This window comes from Candidatus Polarisedimenticolia bacterium (genome assembly GCA_036001465.1).
In the GTDB taxonomy this organism is placed as follows: domain Bacteria; phylum Acidobacteriota; class Polarisedimenticolia; order Gp22-AA2; family Gp22-AA2; genus Gp22-AA3.
In genome coordinates this window covers 129,506-149,602 of record DASYUH010000032.1, presented here as the reverse complement: position 1 = coordinate 149,602, position 20,097 = coordinate 129,506, and the positions used below count along the sequence as shown (strand labels likewise).

Below are 20,097 nucleotides of genomic sequence, written 5' to 3'. Positions count from 1 at the left end.
GATGAGCTACTCCTCGTTCCGCTGGTTTTCGCCGTCCCGGGGACCCTGCGCCGGATCGAGCTCGCGCAGCCCCGCCTGCCTCAAATCGGAGTTGAGCGCCGGGAGGTCGGTCTTCAGGATCCTCTCCCAGACACCGAGGGCCGCCGGGAGGTCACGCTCGATCCTTGCCGTCGCGGCAAGCTGGGCTGCGGTCGGCGCCGCGTCGACCTGACTGACGATGCCGTAGACCGAGTACGCGTCGTCGTTCACGCTGTTCAGGCCGATCGGCTTCGGTACGCCCGCCGGCGGATTCTCCGGTCCCTCGAGCGCCGTCGACGCCTGCGAAGTGAACGCCTTGAGCGCCTCGGCGAGGACGCCCTTCGGCTCGAGCCTGGCCGCCTGCTCCTGCAGCGACCTCGCCTGCAGGATCGCCCGCGAGCTGCGATCCACGAGACTTGCCAGCCTCTTCTGCAGCGCGAACATCCGTTGGAGTCCGGCTTGTGAGGTCTTCACGCGTGGATCGAGCTTCACGATGAGCGGCGCCCTGTGCGACCGGCCGCCGGCCGTGAGCCGCACGGTGTACCGGCCCGGGACCGCCACCGGGCCGAGGGGATGGCGCGGGGTGTCGCCCGGCACCGCCGTGATCGGGTACTCGTGCGTCACCGACACGGGCTTTTCGTAATGCAGGTCCCACACGAAGCGGTGCATGCCGGCCGAGGTCTCCGGGTTCCCGGGCCCGCGCGCCCAGGACGGAGGGATCAGCTGCTTCCTGAGCTCCTCGGGCGACAGCTCCGGCGGATCATCGCCCGCGAAGGTGCGAAGGATTTTCCCGGTGTCGTCGAGAATGTCGATCATCACGGCACCGGACGCCGGCCGGGCGAGGTAATAGTCGATCACCGCGCCGCTGGGCGGATTCTGCGCCAGCGGCTCGTCGGGTGGGATCGGCGTCTCGGCGTAGGTCGACTGCGGGGCGCGGATTGCGGCCGCCGGAGCGAACAGCAGGTCACTGCCCGCCGCGGCGGCCGTGGCCTGGCGCAGCGGCGAGATGTCGTCGAGGATCCAGAACGAACGGCCGTGGGTTGCGACGATCAGGTCGCTGTCGTGGATCCAGAGATCGCGCATCGAGCTGTGCGGCAGGTTGAGCTGCAGCGGCTGCCACCGGCCGCCGTCGTCGAACGAGACCCAGACGCCGGTTTCGGTGCCGGCAAAGAGCAGCCCCTTCCGGACGGGATCCTCCCGAACGGTGTTCACCGGCGAGGGGTCGAGGCCCTCGACGATGAGCTGCCAGGTGCGCCCGCCGTCGCGGGTGCGGTAGATGCGCGGCGCGAGGTCGTCGACGCGGAAGCCGCTGACCGAGGCGTACGCGGTGTGGTCGTCGAAGTGCGAGGCCTCGATCTGGGTGACCTTGTTCCACGGCTTCACCCCGGGAGGGGTGATGTCCTTCCAGCTCCCGCCGCCGTTTCGCGTGATCCAGATTCGGCCGTCGTCGCTCCCCGCCCAGATGGTGTTGATGGCCTTGAACGACGGCGCGACGGAGTAGATGGCGCCGCGCTTCCTGGCGGCGGCCTTGTCGCCGTCGGCCATGCCGCCGACTCCGGGAGGGATGCCCGGGCTCGGATGCGACAGGTCGGGGGAGATGATCTTCCAGGTTTCTCCGTAGTCGGTCGTCCGGAACAGGACGTTGGTCGCGTAATAGAGCGTGCGCTTGTCGATCGGAGAGAAGACCAGCGGCTCGGTGCGCTCGGCGCGGTAGTCCCCCTTGACCGGCAGCGGCGTGATGTTCCGGGTCTGCCCGGTCTTCCAGTCGTACCGGGTGACGGTGGTGCGGCCGGCGCCGAAGATGATGTCGGGATTCAGCGGATCGGGCGCGACGTATCCGTACTCGATCACGTTCACCGGGTGCCAGTCGCGATTCGAGATGAATCCGTCGTTGCCCCGGCTGGTGATGCAGACGGAGCCGCTCTCCTGCTGGCCGCCGCACACCTTGTACGGCCACTCGCTGGTGGTGATCGCGTGGTACAGCTGCGCGGTGGGCTGGTTGTACCACGAGCTCCACGTCCTGCCCCCGTTGACCGTGACCACCGTGCCTTGATCGGAGGCGAGCAGCATGATGTCGTGGTTGCCCGGGTTGATCCACAGGTTCTGGTAGTCGTCGCCGCCCGGCGCTCCCTTGAAGCTCGACCAGGTCGTGCCGCCGTCGCTGGATTTTCCCAGGACGATGCCGCAGCTGTACACGACGTCCGGGTCGGCCGGATCGACCTCGGCGATGGGCAGATCGCCGCCGCCGATCTTCATCGCGGAACGGGGGTCGTCGGTCGCCTTGGTCCAGCTCTCGCCGCGGTCGTCCGACCGGTAGAACCCCATCCCCTTGTTGGTGCCGTACTCGCTCGGCACGGTCGTCGAGAACGTGAGATAGAGGCGCTTCGGCTGGCTGCGGGCGATCGCGATGTTGGCCTGCAGGAGGTTGTCCGGGAGTCCGTTGGTCAGCCGGCGCCAGGTGTCCCCGCCGTCGGTCGACTTGAAGACGCCCCCCTTGGCGCCGTACAGGTTGCCGTCTTCCCACGGCGCCAGGCGCGATTCAAAGAGGGTGGCATACACGATGCCGGGGCGCGAGGGATCGATGGCGACGTCGTACCCGCCGGTGTTCGCGTCGACGTACAGCACCTTCGTCCAGCTCCGGCCGCCGTCGGTCGAGCGGAAGATGCCGCGCTCCTCGTTGGGCCCGTAAGGATGTCCCAGGACGGCCGCGAAGAGCCGATCGGGATCGTCCGGATGGATCGCCAGCTGGGGAATCTGCTGGCCGTCGCGCAAGGCGTTGAGATAGGTCCAGGTCAGGCCGGCGTCGGTCGATCGATAAATGCCGTTTCCGACCGACAGGTCCGGGCGGCGCAGCCCTTCCCCCGAGGCGACGTAGACGATGCTCGGGTCGGATGGAGCGACCGCGATGTCGCCGATCGACTGGGTCGGCTGGGCGTCGAAGATCGGCCGCCAGGTGTGGCCGTAGTCGTCGGTCTTCCAGACCCCGCCGTTCACCGCGCCCGTGTAGAAGACGCCGGGCCGGCTCGGGACGCCGGCGACCGCGCGGTTGCGCCCGCCGCGGAACGGGCCGATCATGCGCCAGCGCAATCCCTGATACATCGTCTCGGGAATCGGCTGCGCAACGGTTGTGCCGGCAGACTGCGCGGCAAGCGCGAGCGCAAGAGCTACGAGCACGCCTCGAATCCGTCGCATCACGTTGGGCCCCCAGAGTCCGGGAATTATAGGCTCCGAGCCGCCGATCACAAGGCCGCTTTGTACAGGGCGAGGAGGTTGCGCCAGGCGCGGTCTGCGTCGCGCCTGCTGCAGGCGGCCCCGGAGCCGGGCACGCAAAAGCCATGCAGCGCCCGCCGGCCCCCCGCCGGATCGTTCCGCTCTAGCCGGCCGCTCCCATGCGGGCGAACCGCCGCTTCATCGCGTTGACCCGCCCGAGGTAAGCGCCGACGTCGTGGTCGCCGCATCGCTGGTGGGCGGCTGGACGGAAGCCGCGCGCCGCATAGGCATCGCCGACCCCCGGCCCGCACAGGTGGATCACGGCGGCCAGGTCCTGCTGGCGCTCGGGCGTGGCGGCGGCGACCCGATGACGCCCGATGGCGCTCGCGACGCTGCGATCCAGAAGGGCGGACGTCATCTCGATGGCGTGGCTCGGCACGACGCGGGTGTAAAGGGCATTGAACCAGCAGGACGACAGGTCGAGCCAGGGGCCATCCTCGACCACCACGTGGTCGTGGATGCAGTAACGCTTCGCTTCGCTGAAGGTCGCATCGGTGATCTGGTACATGCCGACCGCGCTCGACGCCGGCTGGTACACCTTGAACGGATTCCGCGCCAGACGCCAGCGCCAGTACGTCCGCGCCACGGGGTTGCCCGACCCTTCGACCTGGGCGAGCGCGGCCAGGAAGGCAGGCGTGATGACGGCGGTGGAGTGCTCATAGAAGAGCGGCCCGTAGCTCCGCCAGGTCTCGGCGGGGGTCTTGGCGAGCGCACCGCTCACCGGAAAGAACAGCTCGGTCGGCTTGAGGATCGCCTGGTACGCGGCATTGGCCACCGCCCACGCCGCCAGAAAGACGACCACGCCCGCGACGACGCGGACCAGAGGCGGTGCGAACTGCAGCGCCACGATCGAGCGATGTACCGACCGGACCAGGCGCCGGCTCCACCGCGCGAGGCGACGGACGGTCGTTCTCCGGACCCAGGGCGCGCGCCTTCTTCGCGGACGCCTCCTGGGAGCGCGCCAGGGTGAATGCGACGGCATGGAACGATTATGCCGCAGCGGTGGCGGGCGTGAATACCCGGCCCGGTCACCCGCGTCATCCAACCTGAACTGAAGAGAGGTCGAGGCGGGTCTATGCCTTTCGAGCTGTTTTCAATAGATGTTGCCGCCGGCCTGGGTCGATGTCAGTACACCTGCATCCACGTTGAGCGTGTAAGCGACGCCGCCTGTGCCGGTCCAGTCCACCAGGTTGAACGTGCCGCCCTGCGGGACCTTGTAGACCGAGATGTTGTGATAGGTCAGCGGGGTCTTCGGCGCGAGGACCTCCGCCGGGCCCGGCGCCTGCAGAAAGTACGCCGCGCCCGTGCCGACCATGGTGCCCGTGCCGACCGTAGGGCCCATGCCGGTCGGAATCACGAGCACCGCCGTGTGCTCGTCGATGCCGATGTCCCGAGGCTGCGCCGACCAGCCGTTGTCGACGATGCGCGCCAAAAAGACGATGGTCCGCCCCATCCGATCTCGCGTCACGAAGTGCGAATCGAACAGCTTGTCGGCCCCCAGCGCCACATCGAACAGGTCGCGGTCGAGCGTGACGTAGCGATGGAACGGATTCGCCAGCGCCTGGCTCGAGGTCACCGAGCCGAGGGCCCCCGTGTAGATGAACTGGCTGAGCACCGCGAGGCCCGCGCTCGTCCCGCCCACGGGAACCTGCTTGGTGTTCAGGAGGTAGTTCACCTCGGTCTGCACGGCCGTGCCTCGCCACAGGGCGGTGTAGGTCGACTGGTCTCCGCCCGCGATCCAGAGGATCTCCGCGTTGTGGATGTGATCCCTGACGTAGGTGGAGTTGGCGCCGGTCGTGGTGGTGATGATGATGGTTTCGATCGAATCCATCTGCGGACAGAGTTGCTGGAGGTACGGGTTGTAGGCGTCCGTCCCGCTGGTGCGGATCACCACGAAATCGCCGCCCGTGGCGCGCTGGCACATCCACTGGTACGCTTCGTCCACGTCGAGGCCGCCCCCCATCAGAACGAGCCCGGAGCTCAATCCCGACGGCTCCGGAGCATCCGCGGGATTTCCGACGATGAAGGCCTCGAATCCCGGTTTGGGGCGCGGCGCGGCCTGGAGGGACGGGACGAACAGGCAGGCGATGACGATGAAGCCCAGTGGGTGAAGCGGCGTGTTGCGCATGGTGGACCTCCTTTGGTAAGGTCCGCTGAGTTAATCAGGAATGCCCGGGGCGCGTCAACTTCTCCTGGCGCGGGGGGATCGGTTCGGAGCACGCGGGGCAGGGATCTTCGCTCCCGCGCGGCGCGCTTCCGAGAGTCCGATCGCGATCGCCTGTTCCCGCCGCCTGACGGTCCGTCCAGATCTGCCTGACCGCAACCCGCCGCGCTTCATTTCGTGCATCGCACGTTGGACCTTGCGCGCGGCTTCGGGCGGATATTTTCGACGACTTGATTTTCGCGACATGGCATTCACCTCCATTCCGAATCTGCTGCGGTTGTTTCATGCTCGAGGGCATGGATGTTGCAATGTCTATGCCGCGAGGTCGAATGTCAGTCGAAATCGTCGTGGCGGGCGGTTCCGAATGGATCGCGTGTCACACGGAGGCGACAGATTTCAGAAAGGAGCATAAATGAAGACGATGACGCTTCGTAGATTCATGTGGCCGGTCCTCGCTCTGGCGGTCCTGACCTTCTCCTGCGCGCAGCCCGATGCGGTCCTCACGGCGAAGATCAAGGCCAGCATGGCCGTCGACTCCACCGTGAAGTCTTCGCAGATCGAAGTGTCCACTCAGAACAAGGTCGTGACACTGACGGGCAATCTCGACACTCAGGCCGAGAAAGATCGAGCTCTCGAGATCGCCCGGTCGACGAGCGGCGTCGACAATGTCGTCGACATGCTCGCCGTGAAGACCGGCGCCGCATCGGGAGACGCGCCCGAACCGGGCCGCACCGTAGGCGAGCACATCGACGATGCGGTGATCACCGCGGCGGTCAAGAGCCGCCTCCTCGAGGACCCGCAGGTGAAGGGCCTGAAAATCGACGTCGACACTCGCGAGGGGGTCGTATTCCTGACCGGAAGCGTCGGCAGCCAGGAGCAGATGGACCGCGCGGTCGAGGTCGCCCGCGCCACGGAGCACGTCCGGGACGTCAAGCCCAACCTGGTCATCAGTAGAGGGTAGGCGGATGTCGCTGCTCGATTTTCTCCTTCTCCTCCTGGTGGCGGGGATCTGCGGCAGCCTGGCCCAGTCGATCGCCGGGTACTCGCACCGGGGCTTCCTGACTTCAATCGCGCTCGGCTTCGTCGGCGCGCTGTTCGGTTCGTGGCTGGCGCGCTCACTCGGGCTCGGCGAAGTTCTCCCGCTTCACGTCGGCGACAGGATGTTCCCGATCGTCTGGTCGATCATCGGCGCCGCATTGTTCGTCACGGTGCTGCATCTGGTGCGCCCCCGGACGAGCGGCTGAGACCGGAGCGCGCGCGGACGGGAGGGCGAACCCCGGCCGAGGGCGGCTCGCTGGATCGGCCCCGAACGGGGAGCGGCCCGGGTTGCGGGCGCCGTGGGGCGTCGGCTAGCATGGGGCGCCATGACGACCTCCACGATCGCGGTCGACCTCTACAGCGATACGGTCACGCGTCCCACGCCCGAGATGCGCCGCTTCATGTGCGAGGCGGCGGTCGGGGACGAGCAGAAGCTCGAGGATCCCACCGTCAATCTTCTGGTCGAGATGGTGGCCGAGCTGCTGGGCAAGGAGGCGGCGGTGTTCCTGCCCTCGGGGACCATGTGCAACGAGATTTCTCTGCGCGTGCACTGCCGCCCGGGCGATGAGATGCTCGCGCACGCCACCGCCCATCCCCTCCATTTCGAGGCGGGGGGGCCCGCGGCTCTGGCCGGCGTCAACGCTCGCGCCCTGGAGGGACCGCGCGGCCAGTTCGACGAAGCCACCGTGAAAGCGGCCATCCGGCCCGAGAACCGGTACATGCCTCGGAGTCGGCTGCTCTGGGTCGAGCAGACCACGAACCTCGGGGGCGGCTCGGTGTGGCCGCTCGAGCGGCTGCGCGCGGTGACGGCCGTGGCGCGGGAGCATGGTCTCCGCACCCACCTCGATGGCGCCCGCCTCATGAACGCGGTGGTGGCGAGCGGGGTCCCCGCACGCGACTTCGCAAAACCCTTCGATTCTGCTTGGATCGACTTCACGAAGGGACTGGGGGCGCCGGTGGGCGCCGCTCTCGCCGGCTCGCGCGAGTTCATCGCGGAGGCTTGGCGGCTGAAGCAGCAGATGGGCGGAGCCATGCGCCAGGCCGGCATCATCGCGGCCGGCGGCATCTATGCGCTGCGCCATCACGTGAATCGCCTGGCCGAGGATCACGCGCACGCCAGACGTCTCGCGGAGGGCCTGTCCGCGCTTCCCGGGATCGTCATCGATCCGGCCGCGGTCGAGACCAACCTGGTGTACTTCGACGTCACGGGGGCGCTCGACGCGCCCACCGCGGTGGAGCGGCTGGCCGCGCAGGGCATCCTGATGGGAGCCATGGGTCCGCGCACGATCCGGGCCGTCACCCACCTCGACGTCAGCGGCGCGCAGGTGGAGCAGGCCCTCGCCGCCGCACGCGCCGTCTTCACACCAGCGTCCTGATCGGTCCGAACGGGCTGCGGAACCGGGCTTCCGTTGCCGGCCCGCGGTCTTTCGGGTAGAGTCGCGCCTGCATGCCGAGCTTCGTCGACAGCTGGCTCATTCCCATCGTCTCGATCTTCTTCATCGTGGATCCGCTCGCGGCCATCCCCGCGTTTCTCACGATGACGGCGGACGATTCGCCCGGGAAAAGGCGCGCGATGGCGCTCAAGGCGTCGGTCGCCTCGACCATCATCCTGGTCATCTTCGCGACGGCCGGCGGGCTCATCCTGAGGCTCTTCGGCGTGACGCTTCCGGCGTTCCGGATCGCCGGCGGCATCGTGCTGGGCCTCACCGCGCTGGAGATGCTGAGAGCCGAAAGGCCGAGCCGCGAGAGGAGCGAGGAAATCCGCGAGGGGATCGAGAAAACGGACATCTCGATCACTCCGCTGGCGATCCCCCTGCTCGCAGGCCCCGGCGCCATCTCGACCGTCATGGTGCTGATGCGGCCGACCTCCTCCTGGGATTCCGCAGTCCCGATCTACGTCGCCATCGTTCTCACGGGGATCGCCACGTACGTCCTCTTGACCTACTCGGCGCTTCTCCAGCGCGTGCTCGGCAAGACCGGCATCCACGTCCTCAGTCGGCTCATGGGGCTGGTGCTCGCCACGATGGCGGTGCAATTCGTCCTGGATGGGCTGCGCGAGGGCGGGTATGTGAAGCTCCAGGGCGCGCAGAACGCGGTCCGCTCGGACGGCGTGTGAGCACTCTCGGTCTCTACCTGACATCGGTCCTCATCTGGGGCTCCACCTGGCTGGCGATCACCTTCCAGTTCGGGACGGTGCCTCCGGTCGTGTCGGTGGCCTACCGTTTCGCCCTGGCGGGCCTGATCCTCCTCGCCTGGGCCCGCATCAAGGGCCTCCGACTCCGGTTTTCGGCGGGCGAGCATCTCTGGATGGCCTTGCAAGGCCTCCTGCTGTTCGGCATCAACTACATGTGCGTCTACCTCGCCGAGGCGGAGGTCACGTCGGGGCTCGTTGCGGTCGTCTTCTCCCTCCTGGTCGTCTTGAACATCGTCGGGACACGGATCGTCTTCGGCACCCCCCTGAAACGACCCACCATGCTGGGCGCCGTTCTGGGGATCGGCGGGATCGTGCTGGTGTTCCTGCCGGAGATAGGCCGCGGCACCGGCAAGGGGGATCCGACGCTCGGCGTCCTGTTCGCGCTGGGGGGAGCGGTCACCGCCTCGCTGGGGAACATCGTGGCGTCCCGGAACCATGGCCGCGGGTTGCCGGTGGTTCAGATGAACACCTTCGGGATGCTCTACGGCGCCCTGTTCGTGGCCGCGTTCGCGCTCGTCACCCGCCAGCCGTTCCTGTTCGACTGGTCGCCGCGCTACCTTCTCTCCCTGGCCTACCTTGCCGTGTTCGGTTCCATTCTGGCGTTCGGAGCCTTCCTCGTGCTGCTCGGACGCATCGGGGCCGATCGCGCGGGCTACATCACGGTGGCCATCCCGATCGTGGCCCTGCTGTTGTCCGCCTTCTTCGAGGGGCTGCGCTGGCACATGTCCCTGGCGCTCGGGATTCTGCTCTGCGTCGCGGGGAACGTCGCCGTGCTCTGGGGGAGAGGAACCTCGAGGCGCGATTCGTCGGCGTGACCCGCCGGGCCGGGCTCGCTCCTCTGTCCCCCCGAGGGGACGCGTTTCGCATCCATTCAGGGCAGGCCTGACAGCTCCGGCTCTCCGACAAGTGCTCCGAACACAGAGCTTAAGTCTGCAAGGAGCCGCCTGGCATCGTGCTTGCTCTCACCATCCCACGAGTTCGACTGAGATGCATCGAAAGGAGGTATCGATGAATCGCCGTCTGGGTTATTGGCTCGGGGCGTTCGCACTGGCCGGAGTGCTGGCCTGGGGTTGCGCAGGAACGGACCAGCCGGCGGAGCAGTCTCGCACGGCCGGTGACGCGATTCATGACGCCTCGATCACGGCATCGGTCAAGATCGCGCTGGCCCTCAAGCCGGGCGTCGCGGCGACGGACATCAACGTCGACACGAACCGGGGCATCGTGACGCTGCGAGGCGAGGTCCGCACCGAGGCGGAGCGCCAGCTCGCCGTGATGGTCGCCGAGGACATCGAGAGCGTCAGGGAAGTCGTGAACGAGTTGACGGTTCACGGCTGATCCAGCCGATCCATTCGATCCGAGGGCAACCCGTCAGTCCATCGAGCGGCGGATGGTCCGTGCACCGCAAGGAGGGAAGGGTGAAACCGATTCGCGAGGATAGGGTCGTTCGAGTCCTTCTGTTCGTCAGCGCGTGCGCGCTCGCCGGGTGCCTGTCGATCTCCCCGAGCCTGGCGAGGCCCGATTTCGGGATCCGGGGTGGCGCCTACACCGACGCCGAGGAGCCGTTCCTCGGAGCCGAGGCGCTGTTCGGGCTCGGCGGCACGAAACACTGGTCCGGCAATCCCAACATCGAGCACGCCTTCGTCGAGGAGGGAGGCCTGACCGCCTTCAGTCTCGACTTTCGCTACGACTTCCCGACCGGCCAGCCGTACACGATCTGGGCCGGCGCCGGCCCGACGATGCTCTTCAGGGACCAGAACGTGGCGGGGAATGCCGACCAGACCGACGCGGGCATGAACCTGGTGTTCGGTGTCGGTGCGACGAAGGGGGACGTCCGTCCGTACGGCCAGATGAAGGTCGTCGTCTCCGAGGACACCCAGGCGGTGCTGGGGGCCGGCATCAGGTTCTGATCCGATCCTCCGACGCAGTCGTCATCCTCTCCCTGGTGAGGTCGCATGCGCGATTCGGCCGCAGCGGAACAGAACGGGTCGACGGGCGTCGAATCCCCGCTGGAGGTCTACGCGTCCGTTCCCTGGTGGCACAGCCGGACGGGGCGCGCGGCGCTGGGCGTGCTGCTGCTGTTCGCCATCGGCGAGGCGCTGCGGATCGCGCGCCCGCTGCTCCTGCCTCTGGTGATTTCATGCCTGCTCGCCATCGTGCTGGCCCCCATGGTGCGGCGGCTGCGCACGCTGCACCTGCCCTACCCCCTGGCCGCCGCGATCGTGGTCGCCGCCTTCACGGGCGCGACGGGTTTCGGAGTGTACGCGCTGGCCGACCCCGCCACCAGCTGGATCGAACGCGCTCCGGAGACGATGCGCGAGATCGAGAGAAGGCTGCGGACCGTGAAGGCCTCGATGATCGAGGCCCGGCTGGCGGCCGACACGGTGGAGGAGATGACCCGCGTGGATGGCGACACGCCGCCGACGGAGGTGACCGTCAAGGAGCCCTCCCTCGCGGCGCGCGTGGTCGCAACGACGCGGGCGGCCCTGCTGCACGCGGTGGAGGTGATCATCCTGCTCTACTTCATTCTCGCTTTCGGCGACGCGTCCCTGCGCAAGCTGGTGAGGATCTCGCCCCGCCTGCGTGTCAAGATCCAGGTCGTCAAGCTCGCCACGGAGATCGAGCAGGAGATCTCCAGCTACCTTTTCACAGTCGCCTGCATCAACGCAGGATTGGGGGCCGCGACGGCGGTCGCGATGTCGCTCCTCGGCATGCCCAATCCGGTGCTGTGGGGGGTCGTGGCCGCCGTGCTGAATTTCGTGCCCTACCTGGGGAGCGCGGTCACCCTGATCGTGCTGACCCTCGTCGCCATCCTGACCTTCGACACGCTGTCCGGGGCGCTGCTCGTCCCCGTCGTGTTCCTGTCCCTGGCCACGCTGGAGGGGCAGTTCGTCACTCCGATCATCGTGGGCCGAAAGATGTCCCTGAGTCCTCCGGCCATCGTGATCGCGCTGATGGCGGGCGCCTGGATCTGGGGGGCGGTGGGCCTGCTCATCGCCGTGCCGGTGCTGGCGATGCTGAAGATCTACTGCGCGCACGATGACGCGCTGTCACCCGTCGCCGAAATGCTCGGAAGCGACTGAGCGCGTGGGCGGGAACGGACGGACGGACCTACTTCTTCCCGAAGCCGATCAAGGCGCCGATCTGGTAGTAATCGGCGTCGCCGTCGACGTTGAACAGGGTGACGTCGGTCGCCTCGACGATCCGGCTGTGGATGCCGAGATTGAACATCGTGCCCAGGCGCCAGAAGATCCCGCCCTCGAGGTAGGCGCCGGTCGTGTCGTCGCTGTCATCGGCGTCGCCGAGGACTGATTCGACGTCCGCCTGCGCCTCGACGAAGGTCAAGCCCCCTCCGAGGAACGGCCGCGCCGTGTTCACCTTCCAGACCTTGTGGAGCCCGAGGCTCCATTCACTGACCTCGGAATCATGGTGCCGGGCCGGCCAGGTTGCTCCGACGCCGGGCCCTGCTAGGCTCGTTCCTTGTCCGATGGGTCCGACTTGAACGGCTCCTTCAGTACCGTCTTGACGCCGGAGATCGAGCCGGTCAGGGCGTTGCGCACCGTCTCGCCGGCCTCGGCGCCCACTTCGCCGGCGGCCTTGAGGGCTCCTGTCGCCGCGGCGGAGGCCGCTTGCGTGACGTCCAGGCCGATCTCCTTGGCACCCTGAATGGCGCCCGCGACGAGCCCTTTCGCGGCCGCGGCCAGGTCGCCGGACATGCGCGCGGTCGTCCGGATCACGGACTCGGCGGTCTGACCGATCGTCTGGAGGTTCGCGGCGCCCGCCTCCCTGGAGCCCCGCAGCACGCCCAGCACGATCCCCTTCGCGGCCGATCCCAGATCGCCGCCCACGTCGAGGACGGCCTGGAGGGTGCCCTGGACCACTTCGGCCGTCGCGCGCACAACGGACGTCGCGATGCCACCGATGCCCTGAATCGTCTTCGCCACGGTCTTGCTGACGACGTCGACCATCGCGCCCGTCACGTCCCCGGTCCCCTCGATGCCGTGCACGATCCCGTCCTTCACCGTCTCGATCAACCCGACATTCTGTTGTTTTGCAGTCGCTTTGGCCATCTGTCACCTCCTGTCCTTGATCCAGTACACGAGTCTGTTTCACCGTCCGTCCTTCGCCGCGGACGTCCACGTTTCAGGGGCCCTTTCGAGGTCCACGGCGCAGACAGTGCCTTGAGATGCAAGAGCGATGCCCGGATCGCGCTTCCGCGGGTCATTTTGTCCTGTTCTTTTCATGCTGCGGGTCGGAGGGCCGCCGATGCGTTCCTCTGATGGAGTCGATCGCCCCGGTCCCAGGTCTCATCTGGGCCGGATCAAGGACCCGGGGCTGAACCGCGTGCGCACGGCAGGCGCGTCCCAGCACCTGAGAGCGGCGTTGAACGCGTGCACGATGACGAGGTGACGTCCGGCGGCACGGCGCCTAGCGTTTCACCGCCGGACCGAAGACCCGGGGAGGGAATCCCGTGCGGAGCATCTCGACGTACACGTTGCGTCCGCTCTTGTGCTTCGGGAGCACGAAGAGGTACGAGGCGGTGCCGCCCGTGATGCACTGCTCGCAAGGGATGGTCACGGTGTTCAGCTGGATTCTGTTCCCCTGCGAGTCATAGACGATCACGTTGAAACCGGCGAGGTCGGTCTCGATCGAGGTCCCCCATGTGAGAGTCCCGGACCCCTTGCCGAGTTCGTTCGAGAAGCTGATGAAGAGGTCCACGACGGCCTCCTCGCCCGGCAATCCATTGCAGAACGAAAACGGGTCGCACGCATCACCGATGCCGTCGTGGTCGCAGTCCTCCTGCCCCGGGTTCGGCCGGCCGATGCAGTTGTCGCACTCGTCGCCGAGCCCGTCCGCGTCCGAGTCCTCCTGCTCCTGGTTCACCCGGATTTGACAGTTGTCGCATGCGTCCCCCAGGCCGTCGTGGTCGAAGTCGGGCTGGATCGGGTCGGCCACGGCCGGACAGTCGTCGCAGGCGTCGCCCAGCCCGTCGCGGTCCGCATCCCTTTGCTCGGTGTTCGGCAGGTCCGGGCAGCTGTCCTCGAGATCGGGGACGGAGTCGCCGTCGGCGTCCATCGAGCCGCTGTTGAGCAGGACCGAGCCGCTCCCCGAGGCGGTCGCCACGGCGAGATCCGCGAGCCCGTCGGAATTGAAATCGGCTTCTGCAACCGCCGTGGGTCCGTCCCCTGTGAAGAACGGGCCGCGGGACAGGAAATGGTCGGCGCCCTGATTGAGGAACACATGGATTCGGCCGCCGTTTGGGAACACGCAGGCCACGTCGTCCCGGCCGTCCCCGTTCAAGTCGGCGGCGACACCCGGGAGGCCGGCCTCGCCGCTCACTGCGAGGGCAGGGGCCGTCGCGGACGCGCCGCCCGGTGGAGGAGTGACGAAAGCTCCCTCGTACGAGTGCAGGACCGTCGGCGGCGACAGGGCGCCGTTCGCCCGCCCGTACAAGATGTACACGTCTCCCAATGGGCTGAAGACGGCCAGGTCCCCCTTCCGATCGGTGTTGAAGTCCGCCACCGCCACGTTGGCGGAGCCTACGGGGCCGGGGGAGCGCACCGGCGGTCGGAACGTGCCGTCCCGGGCGCCGAGGAACATCCAGTACTCCTGATCCTGGCTCTCTCCCACGAGGAGGTCCGTCAGGCCGTCCGCATCGAAATCGCCCGCCGCGATCGCGGAGGGGGACGGGCCCGCGAAGAGAGGCGGCGCGGCCGTGAACGAGCCCGCTCCGCCTCCGAGCAGGAGCGACACGCCGCCCGCAGCGGCCCCACGGCCCCGGTTGGCCACGGCGAGGTCGACGGCGCCGTCGCCATTGAGATCGGCGGCGGCCAGAGACGCGGGCCCGGTCCCGGCCGGCAGGCGTGATTCGGGCCTGAACGTCCCGTCACCTCTCCCGAACAGGATGGACAGGTCGTCCGAGCCCTCGTTGGCCATCGCCAGGTCGGCGCGACCGTCGCCGTCCAGATCGGCTCGCACGATCGAGGACGGGTCGATCCCCACCGGGTAGGCGGACCCGGGGGATAGGGACCCGTCACCCACGCCCAGAAGGATGGACACGTCGCCGTGGGCATTGCCGCAGGTCGGCTGGCAGGTGAAGCCGCCGCCGTTGGCGACCGCCATGTCGGCGCGACCGTCGCTGTTGAAATCGCCGGACATGGCGGAGCGGGCGCGGCCCGCGGCGAACGCGACCGGGGCGCCGAACGGCCCGCTACCTGGATCGAGGAGGAGCCCTGTGTTCGGGCCGAACAGGTCCTGATTGGGCGTCCCGGTCATGGCGACGTCGTCCCGTCCGCTGCCGTTGAAATCGGCCGCTGCGAGCCTGACCGTGCCGCTCGCGGTGACGAAGCTCCTCTGCGGGCCGAAGCGCCCGTCCCCCAGTCCGTTGAACAGCGCGATTTCGCTCCTGCTGGAATACGACAGGGACGGGAGACCGACGATGACCAGCGCCAGGTCGCCGCGCGTGTCGGCGTCGAAATCACCGATCGCGACATCGAGAACGTATCCCTCGACCTCGATGTGGCCCATCGGGGCGAACGTCCCGTCGCCCGACCCGCGCAGCAGAGTGACTTCCCCCGGATTGTCCGGATAGGTACCCTGGTCGCCGACCGCCAGGTCGGACCGCCCGTCGCCGTCCAGGTCGCGCACCGCCAGGGCGATCGGCCGCGGCCCGGCGGGAACCCGCGTCTCGGGGGCGAAGGTCCCGTCGCCGCGCCCGAGAAAGACCGAAACGTCGTTCGAGGAGGAGTTGCCGGCGACCAGGTCGACGCGGCCGTCGCCGTTCAGGTCGGCCGCCCCGATCGCGGCCGGATGGTCTCCCGCTTTGATGATGGTCCGGGGGCCGAGCGTTCCATCGCCGCGCCCCAGGAAGATCTCCACATCGCCCGGGACGTCGGGGCAGGAGGGGCAGAACACTCCACCCCGGGCGGCACCCGCCACGTCGGGGTGGCCATCGCCATTGAAGTCCGCCACCAGGACATCGACGACCGGGATGCCGGCAAAGTAATCCAGGTCCTCTTCGAAGGTACCGTCCCCCCGGCCTGGCAGAACGATCAGTCTGCTCGGCCCGCCGCTCACGAGATCGAGGTGGCCGTCCTCGTCGAGGTCACCCGCCGTGATCGAATCGAGAGGGTAGGCCTCGTACTGCACCTGGCGGGCGAACGTTCCGTGGCCGCTGCCCAGGAGCACCGCGATCGCCAGAGTGTTCTCCTGGGTCACGGCCAGGTCCATCCGGCCATCGCCGTTGAAATCAGCGGCGACGATGTCCGTTCCGCGGATCCCCGCGAGGGACAGGGGATTGGGGAAGAGCGGCTCGGCGTGGCCCGGCATGGCAACGAGCGCCAGGGCGGCTCCGATGGCCGCTGCGAGGCTCGCGCGCAGTGGCATTCTGGTCGGGAGGTCCATCGTTCCACCTCATGTGCCGGGCGCGCCCGGTCCGGCTGCGGGTTGTCGTCGTTTCGGCGCGTGCTTGTTGCGGGAAATGTACCCTCATCCCTTGCCGGGTCAACCGCGAAATCTTGATCGGGGGGGAATGGAGGATTGCGCCGCCGGGAATCCTGGGGACGGAGACTTGTAACTCCGCCGGGACAGGCGTAATCTCTCGCCAATTGTAAGGGGAAGCGGCCCAGGGGGAGATTCCAATCATGCGGGCGACCCCCGTGACGCGGCGCGAGATGCTTCACTTTCTTGTCGCCGGGGCGATGGCGGCTTTCTCCGCCGGTTACCCCCGCTTCGGCTTCGCCGCCGGGGACGGCAACTTCCGGGCCATCTATCTCGATCCGCGGCTCCGCGAGCAGTTCTTCCTGTTCCTGGAGAACGTCTTCCATCTCTATCCGGAGCAGGATTTTCACGAGCTGATCGCGAGAATTACCCGGGAGAAGCTCACCGATCGGGAGATCTACGAGGCGGTCCTCGCCGAGCTCCCGTCGATCAAGCCGTTCCTGAGGGAGGTCCGCTACTCCCTTCCCGCGCTGCGCAGGCAGAAAGAGATCATGTGCGACCAGACGGTCGCCCTGCTCGAGGGGCGCACGCGATTCGGCCGCTACGCCGAGGTCGGATCGACCGGCCGCTACTACGATCGCCTGAGCGACCGGCTCGAGTTCGCCGAGGCGCCGGTCTTCGTTCACACCGACAAGCCGTCGTACCAGCCGCGGGACATCGTGGAGCGCGGCCGCCTGAGCAAGGTCGGGAGCTTCCTTCCACTAGGGGCCTATGAGCCGCTGGGGCTTCCCGAAGGGGGCATCGACGTCCTGACCGTCTACATCGGATTCCACCACGCCCCGCCGAAACGGCGGGACGGCTTCATCCAATCCTGTCACAAGGCCCTGAAGGTCGGGGGCTCGCTGATCGTGAGAGACCACGACGCGGCCGATCCGTCGATGGTCCATTTCGTCGCCCTGGCGCACGACGTGTTCAACTGTGGCCTGGAGCTGCCCTGGAGCACGAACGCCGCCGAGGTCAGGAACTTCACCTCGCTGCAGCAGCTTCAGGAGATCCTGGAGGCGACGGGATTCAGGCCCCACGGCAGGCGGCTCCTGCAGGATGGAGATCCCACCCGCAACACCCTGATGCGATTCGACAAAGCCTGATCGATGGCGAGAACACAGACGAAGCTCCTGGCCCTTCTCCCCGTTCTCTCGCTGGCGTTCGGCTGCCTGGAGTACGGTCCGGCCCGCGGGCCGGAGGCCGGCTCCGTGCTCCTGACCCTCCACGCCATCGTGTCGCTGGCGCTGGTGTTCGCCTGGTTCTGGATCGACGCGCGCGACCGCGCGTACAGGGCGTCGATCGTCCTTCGCATCGCCATGCTGGTTCTCCCGGTCGTGGCGCTGCCCTGGTACCTCCTCCGATCGCGCGGTTGGGCCGGCGGTCTCAGGGCCCTGGCGTTGTCGATCCTGGTGTTCGCCGGGATCATGATGGCGTATCGCGTGGGGTCGCTGTTTGCGTAACCCGTGGCTCGCCCTGCTGGTCGCGGCGTGCGCCGTCCAGTTCCCCGCGTTCGCGCACAACACCGCGATCGTCAACGACGTCACCCGGATCAACCCGATCGTCGTCGACCGGGTCCTCGTGCCGACAACCATCGGCGAGATCGTCGACGCCGTGCGGTCGCACCCCGGGCCGGTGTCGATCGGCGGAGGGCGCTTCAGCCAGGGCGGACAGACGGCGACCGAGCGCGCCCTGCAGATCGACATGCGGCAGCTCGACGACGTCATGGCGTTCTCGAAGGACCGGAAAGAGATCACGGTCCAGGCGGGCATCACCTGGCGCAAGATCCAGGAGCACATCGATCCCTACGATCTCTCGCTGCGGATCATGCAGAGCTACGCCAACTTCACCGTCGGCGGGTCCCTGAGCGTCAACGTGCACGGGCGGTACATCGGTCAGGGGCCGCTGGTGCTGTCGGTCCGGTCCATCCGCATCGTGCTCGCCGACGGCACGCTGGTCGAGGCCAGCCCCGCGAAAAACCCCGAAATCTTCTATGGCGCCATCGGCGGCTACGGCGCGCTGGGCGTGATCGTGGAGGCCACGCTCGCGCTCACCGACAACGTGCGGGTCGAGCGCCAGAGCGTGGTCATGCCGCTCGGCGCCTACCGCGCCTTTTTCCGCGAGAAGGTCCGCGACAACGGCGACGTGATCTTCCACAACGCCGACATCTATCCGCCGGCGTTCGACACGGTCCGCGTCACCTCGTATCTGAAGACCGACAAGCCCGTCACGATCGCGGACCGGCTGATGCCCGCGGACCGCAGCTACTGGGTCGATCGCATGGCGTTTCGCGTGATCTCGGAATGGCCCGGCGGACGAGCGCTCCGGCAGCACGTGATCGATCCGATCGTGTTCCGTGGTGAGCGGGTCGAATGGCGCAACTACGAAGCGAGCTACAACGTCCGGGAGCTCGAGCCGGTCTCGCGCAGGGCCTCGACCTACGTGCTGCAGGAGTACTTCGTGCCGGTCGACAGGCTCGACGAGTTCGTCCGGGACATGGCGGCGATTCTGAACGGCCGCCATGTCAACACGATCAACGTCTCGATTCGCCACGCCGCGCAGGACCCCGGCACCCTCCTCGCCTGGGCGAAGACCGAGGTGTTCGCCTTTGTGCTCTATTACAAGCAGGGCACGAGCGACGCCGAACGCCAGGCGGTGGGCGTCTGGACCCGCGAGCTGATCGACGCGGCCACGTCGCTCGGGGGCGCGTACTACCTCCCATACCAGATCCACGCGACCGACCGGCAGTTCCGCGCGGCCTATCCCCATGCCGACCAGTTCTTCGCGCTCAAGGCGAAGCTCGATCCGACCAACAAGTTTCGCAACAAGCTGTGGGACGCGTACTACAGGCGCGGGGCCGACCCCGGGCCCGTGCAGCCCGTCGCGAAGGCCGGGGTCCGGCCGGCACCACCCGTTGCGCCGTCGGATCCGGAGGTCGAGAAACGCATCGCCGCCGCCACGCAGCGCGTCGCGGGGTACCAGCGCGATGAGGCGCAGACCTACCTGACTTTTCCGGAATGGCTCCTCGTCTACTATCCCGGCGAATACGCCCAGTTCCTCAGGCACAACTCCGCGAGCCGTTTCCCGTACTTCGGCTCGATCAGGCAGTTCTGGGGCTGTTACCGGGACATCTACGGGATCACCCGGGGAAAGTATCCGTTCAACTGGGGTTACCACGTCATGGTGATGGTCATCGGATCGAGCTACACGGTCGAGAACGGCATCAAGGGGGCCTACGAGAACACCTTGGGACGATTGACGGAGCGGATCGCGGGCGATGCGATGACCCAGGAAGACTCCCTCGCGGCTGACGTGGCGCAGGACTACGTCGATTTCATCCGGATCCAGCCCTGGTACGAGTTCTCGTTCGTCCGTCCTCTGAAACAGCTGTGGGCCGAAACCGACTTCTTCGGACCCCACATCGCCCGGAAATGGGAGCGCAAGCTCATCCTGAGCGCCGAGTACCTGGCCAAGGCGCAGTACGCCACGCTGATCAAGGTGGCCAGCAAGGCCGCCTACGGAAACGCCGAGACCGAGGTGCTGGCGCTCGCAGGCAACGTGACGCCCGTGGCGCTCGAGGGGGAAGCCAGGGTCAAGGCGCTCGAGAGATTCGAAGACGGCTCAGTGCTCCTGTCGCTCCCGCGCTACGAGGAGTTCCGGGACACGGTGGAAGGGCTGGTCGGGAAGGGGGCCACCTTCAAGGAGATCGCCGGCAACGACGAGATCCTGCTGACCAGCGTGGTTCCGGCGTCATGGAGCTACGACCTGGCCGCGGGCACCCTGCTGTTCGAGAAGCCCGTGCTCACCGACCCGCAGCACAAGCGGATCGCGGTCGGGGCGCCGGTCCGATCGCTGCACACGATCGTGCTGGACCTCGCCGCACGGGGGTTCGAGGTCGAGCACATCTACGATTACTGAGCCGTGCCGGCGCCCC

The 20,097-nt window shown here is 67.6% G+C and carries 18 protein-coding genes; 11 read left to right on the top strand and 7 right to left on the bottom strand.

Annotated elements, in window-relative coordinates:
- Positions 1–6: 6 nt before the first annotated feature.
- The 4 genes from VGV60_06475 to VGV60_06460 form a co-directional block, all read right to left on the bottom strand.
- Complete coding sequence (locus tag VGV60_06475; GenBank protein HEV8700900.1) at positions 7–3,192, bottom strand: glycoside hydrolase; 3,186 nt, start codon at positions 3,190–3,192, stop codon at positions 7–9.
- A 199-nt stretch (positions 3,193–3,391) separates the two neighbouring features.
- The gene (locus VGV60_06470; GenBank protein HEV8700899.1) at positions 3,392–4,135 is read right to left on the bottom strand and encodes a lytic transglycosylase domain-containing protein; all 744 of its coding nucleotides are present in this window, start codon (positions 4,133–4,135) and stop codon (positions 3,392–3,394) included.
- 246 nt (positions 4,136–4,381) lie between these two features.
- Positions 4,382–5,416, bottom strand: coding sequence for a cyanophycinase (locus VGV60_06465; protein ID HEV8700898.1), 1,035 nt, complete (start codon positions 5,414–5,416; stop codon positions 4,382–4,384).
- A gap of 54 nt (positions 5,417–5,470) precedes the next feature.
- On the bottom strand, positions 5,471–5,698 hold the full coding sequence (locus tag VGV60_06460; GenBank protein ID HEV8700897.1) for a DUF6496 domain-containing protein: 228 nt from the start codon (positions 5,696–5,698) through the stop codon (positions 5,471–5,473).
- A 175-nt stretch (positions 5,699–5,873) separates the two neighbouring features.
- Here VGV60_06460 and VGV60_06455 point away from each other — a divergent pair, with 175 nt between their 5' ends.
- The 8 genes from VGV60_06455 (at position 5,874) to VGV60_06420 (ending at position 11,764) form a co-directional block, all read left to right on the top strand.
- Entirely contained in the window at positions 5,874–6,413 is a 540-nt protein-coding gene (locus tag VGV60_06455; GenBank protein ID HEV8700896.1) for a BON domain-containing protein, read from the top strand.
- Between the two features lie 4 nt (positions 6,414–6,417).
- Complete coding sequence (locus VGV60_06450) at positions 6,418–6,696, top strand: GlsB/YeaQ/YmgE family stress response membrane protein (GenBank protein HEV8700895.1); 279 nt, start codon at positions 6,418–6,420, stop codon at positions 6,694–6,696.
- 120 nt (positions 6,697–6,816) lie between these two features.
- Entirely contained in the window at positions 6,817–7,866 is a 1,050-nt protein-coding gene (locus tag VGV60_06445; GenBank protein ID HEV8700894.1) for a GntG family PLP-dependent aldolase, read from the top strand.
- A 71-nt stretch (positions 7,867–7,937) separates the two neighbouring features.
- A complete protein-coding gene (locus VGV60_06440; protein HEV8700893.1) occupies positions 7,938–8,606 on the top strand; it encodes a MarC family protein in 669 nt (222 codons plus the stop codon).
- Positions 8,603–9,499: an EamA family transporter gene (locus VGV60_06435; GenBank protein HEV8700892.1), complete on the top strand. Its 897-nt coding sequence runs from the start codon at positions 8,603–8,605 to the stop codon at positions 9,497–9,499. The genes VGV60_06440 and VGV60_06435 overlap by 4 nt, the downstream gene beginning before the upstream one ends.
- Positions 9,500–9,692: 193 nt before the next feature.
- A complete protein-coding gene (locus VGV60_06430) occupies positions 9,693–10,019 on the top strand; it encodes a BON domain-containing protein (GenBank protein HEV8700891.1) in 327 nt (108 codons plus the stop codon).
- A gap of 80 nt (positions 10,020–10,099) precedes the next feature.
- Entirely contained in the window at positions 10,100–10,591 is a 492-nt protein-coding gene (locus tag VGV60_06425; GenBank protein ID HEV8700890.1) for a hypothetical protein, read from the top strand.
- A 45-nt stretch (positions 10,592–10,636) separates the two neighbouring features.
- Positions 10,637–11,764, top strand: coding sequence for an AI-2E family transporter (locus VGV60_06420; protein HEV8700889.1), 1,128 nt, complete (start codon positions 10,637–10,639; stop codon positions 11,762–11,764).
- A gap of 28 nt (positions 11,765–11,792) precedes the next feature.
- On the opposite strand, the gene VGV60_06415 is transcribed toward VGV60_06420, so the two are convergent.
- The 3 genes from VGV60_06415 to VGV60_06405 all read right to left on the bottom strand — a co-directional run bounded on the left by VGV60_06415 (position 11,793) and on the right by VGV60_06405 (position 16,085).
- The gene (locus VGV60_06415; protein ID HEV8700888.1) at positions 11,793–12,059 is read right to left on the bottom strand and encodes a hypothetical protein; all 267 of its coding nucleotides are present in this window, start codon (positions 12,057–12,059) and stop codon (positions 11,793–11,795) included.
- 89 nt (positions 12,060–12,148) lie between these two features.
- Complete coding sequence (locus tag VGV60_06410; GenBank protein ID HEV8700887.1) at positions 12,149–12,751, bottom strand: hypothetical protein; 603 nt, start codon at positions 12,749–12,751, stop codon at positions 12,149–12,151.
- Between the two features lie 358 nt (positions 12,752–13,109).
- Positions 13,110–16,085 carry an FG-GAP-like repeat-containing protein gene (locus tag VGV60_06405; protein HEV8700886.1) on the bottom strand — a complete coding sequence of 992 codons (2,976 nt, stop codon included), beginning with the start codon at positions 16,083–16,085 and terminating at the stop codon, positions 13,110–13,112.
- Positions 16,086–16,324: 239 nt separating this feature from the next.
- Here VGV60_06405 and VGV60_06400 point away from each other — a divergent pair, with 239 nt between their 5' ends.
- The 3 genes from VGV60_06400 to VGV60_06390 are packed head-to-tail and all read left to right on the top strand — an operon-like array spanning position 16,325 to position 20,081.
- The gene (locus VGV60_06400) at positions 16,325–17,269 is read left to right on the top strand and encodes a dehydrogenase (GenBank protein HEV8700885.1); all 945 of its coding nucleotides are present in this window, start codon (positions 16,325–16,327) and stop codon (positions 17,267–17,269) included.
- Between the two features lie 3 nt (positions 17,270–17,272).
- Positions 17,273–17,626, top strand: a complete 354-nt coding sequence (locus tag VGV60_06395) for a hypothetical protein (GenBank protein ID HEV8700884.1) — start codon at positions 17,273–17,275, stop codon at positions 17,624–17,626.
- A 13-nt stretch (positions 17,627–17,639) separates the two neighbouring features.
- Positions 17,640–20,081 (top strand): FAD-binding oxidoreductase, encoded by a 2,442-nt coding sequence (locus VGV60_06390; GenBank protein ID HEV8700883.1) that lies wholly within the window; start codon positions 17,640–17,642, stop codon positions 20,079–20,081.
- Positions 20,082–20,097: the final 16 nt, after the last annotated feature.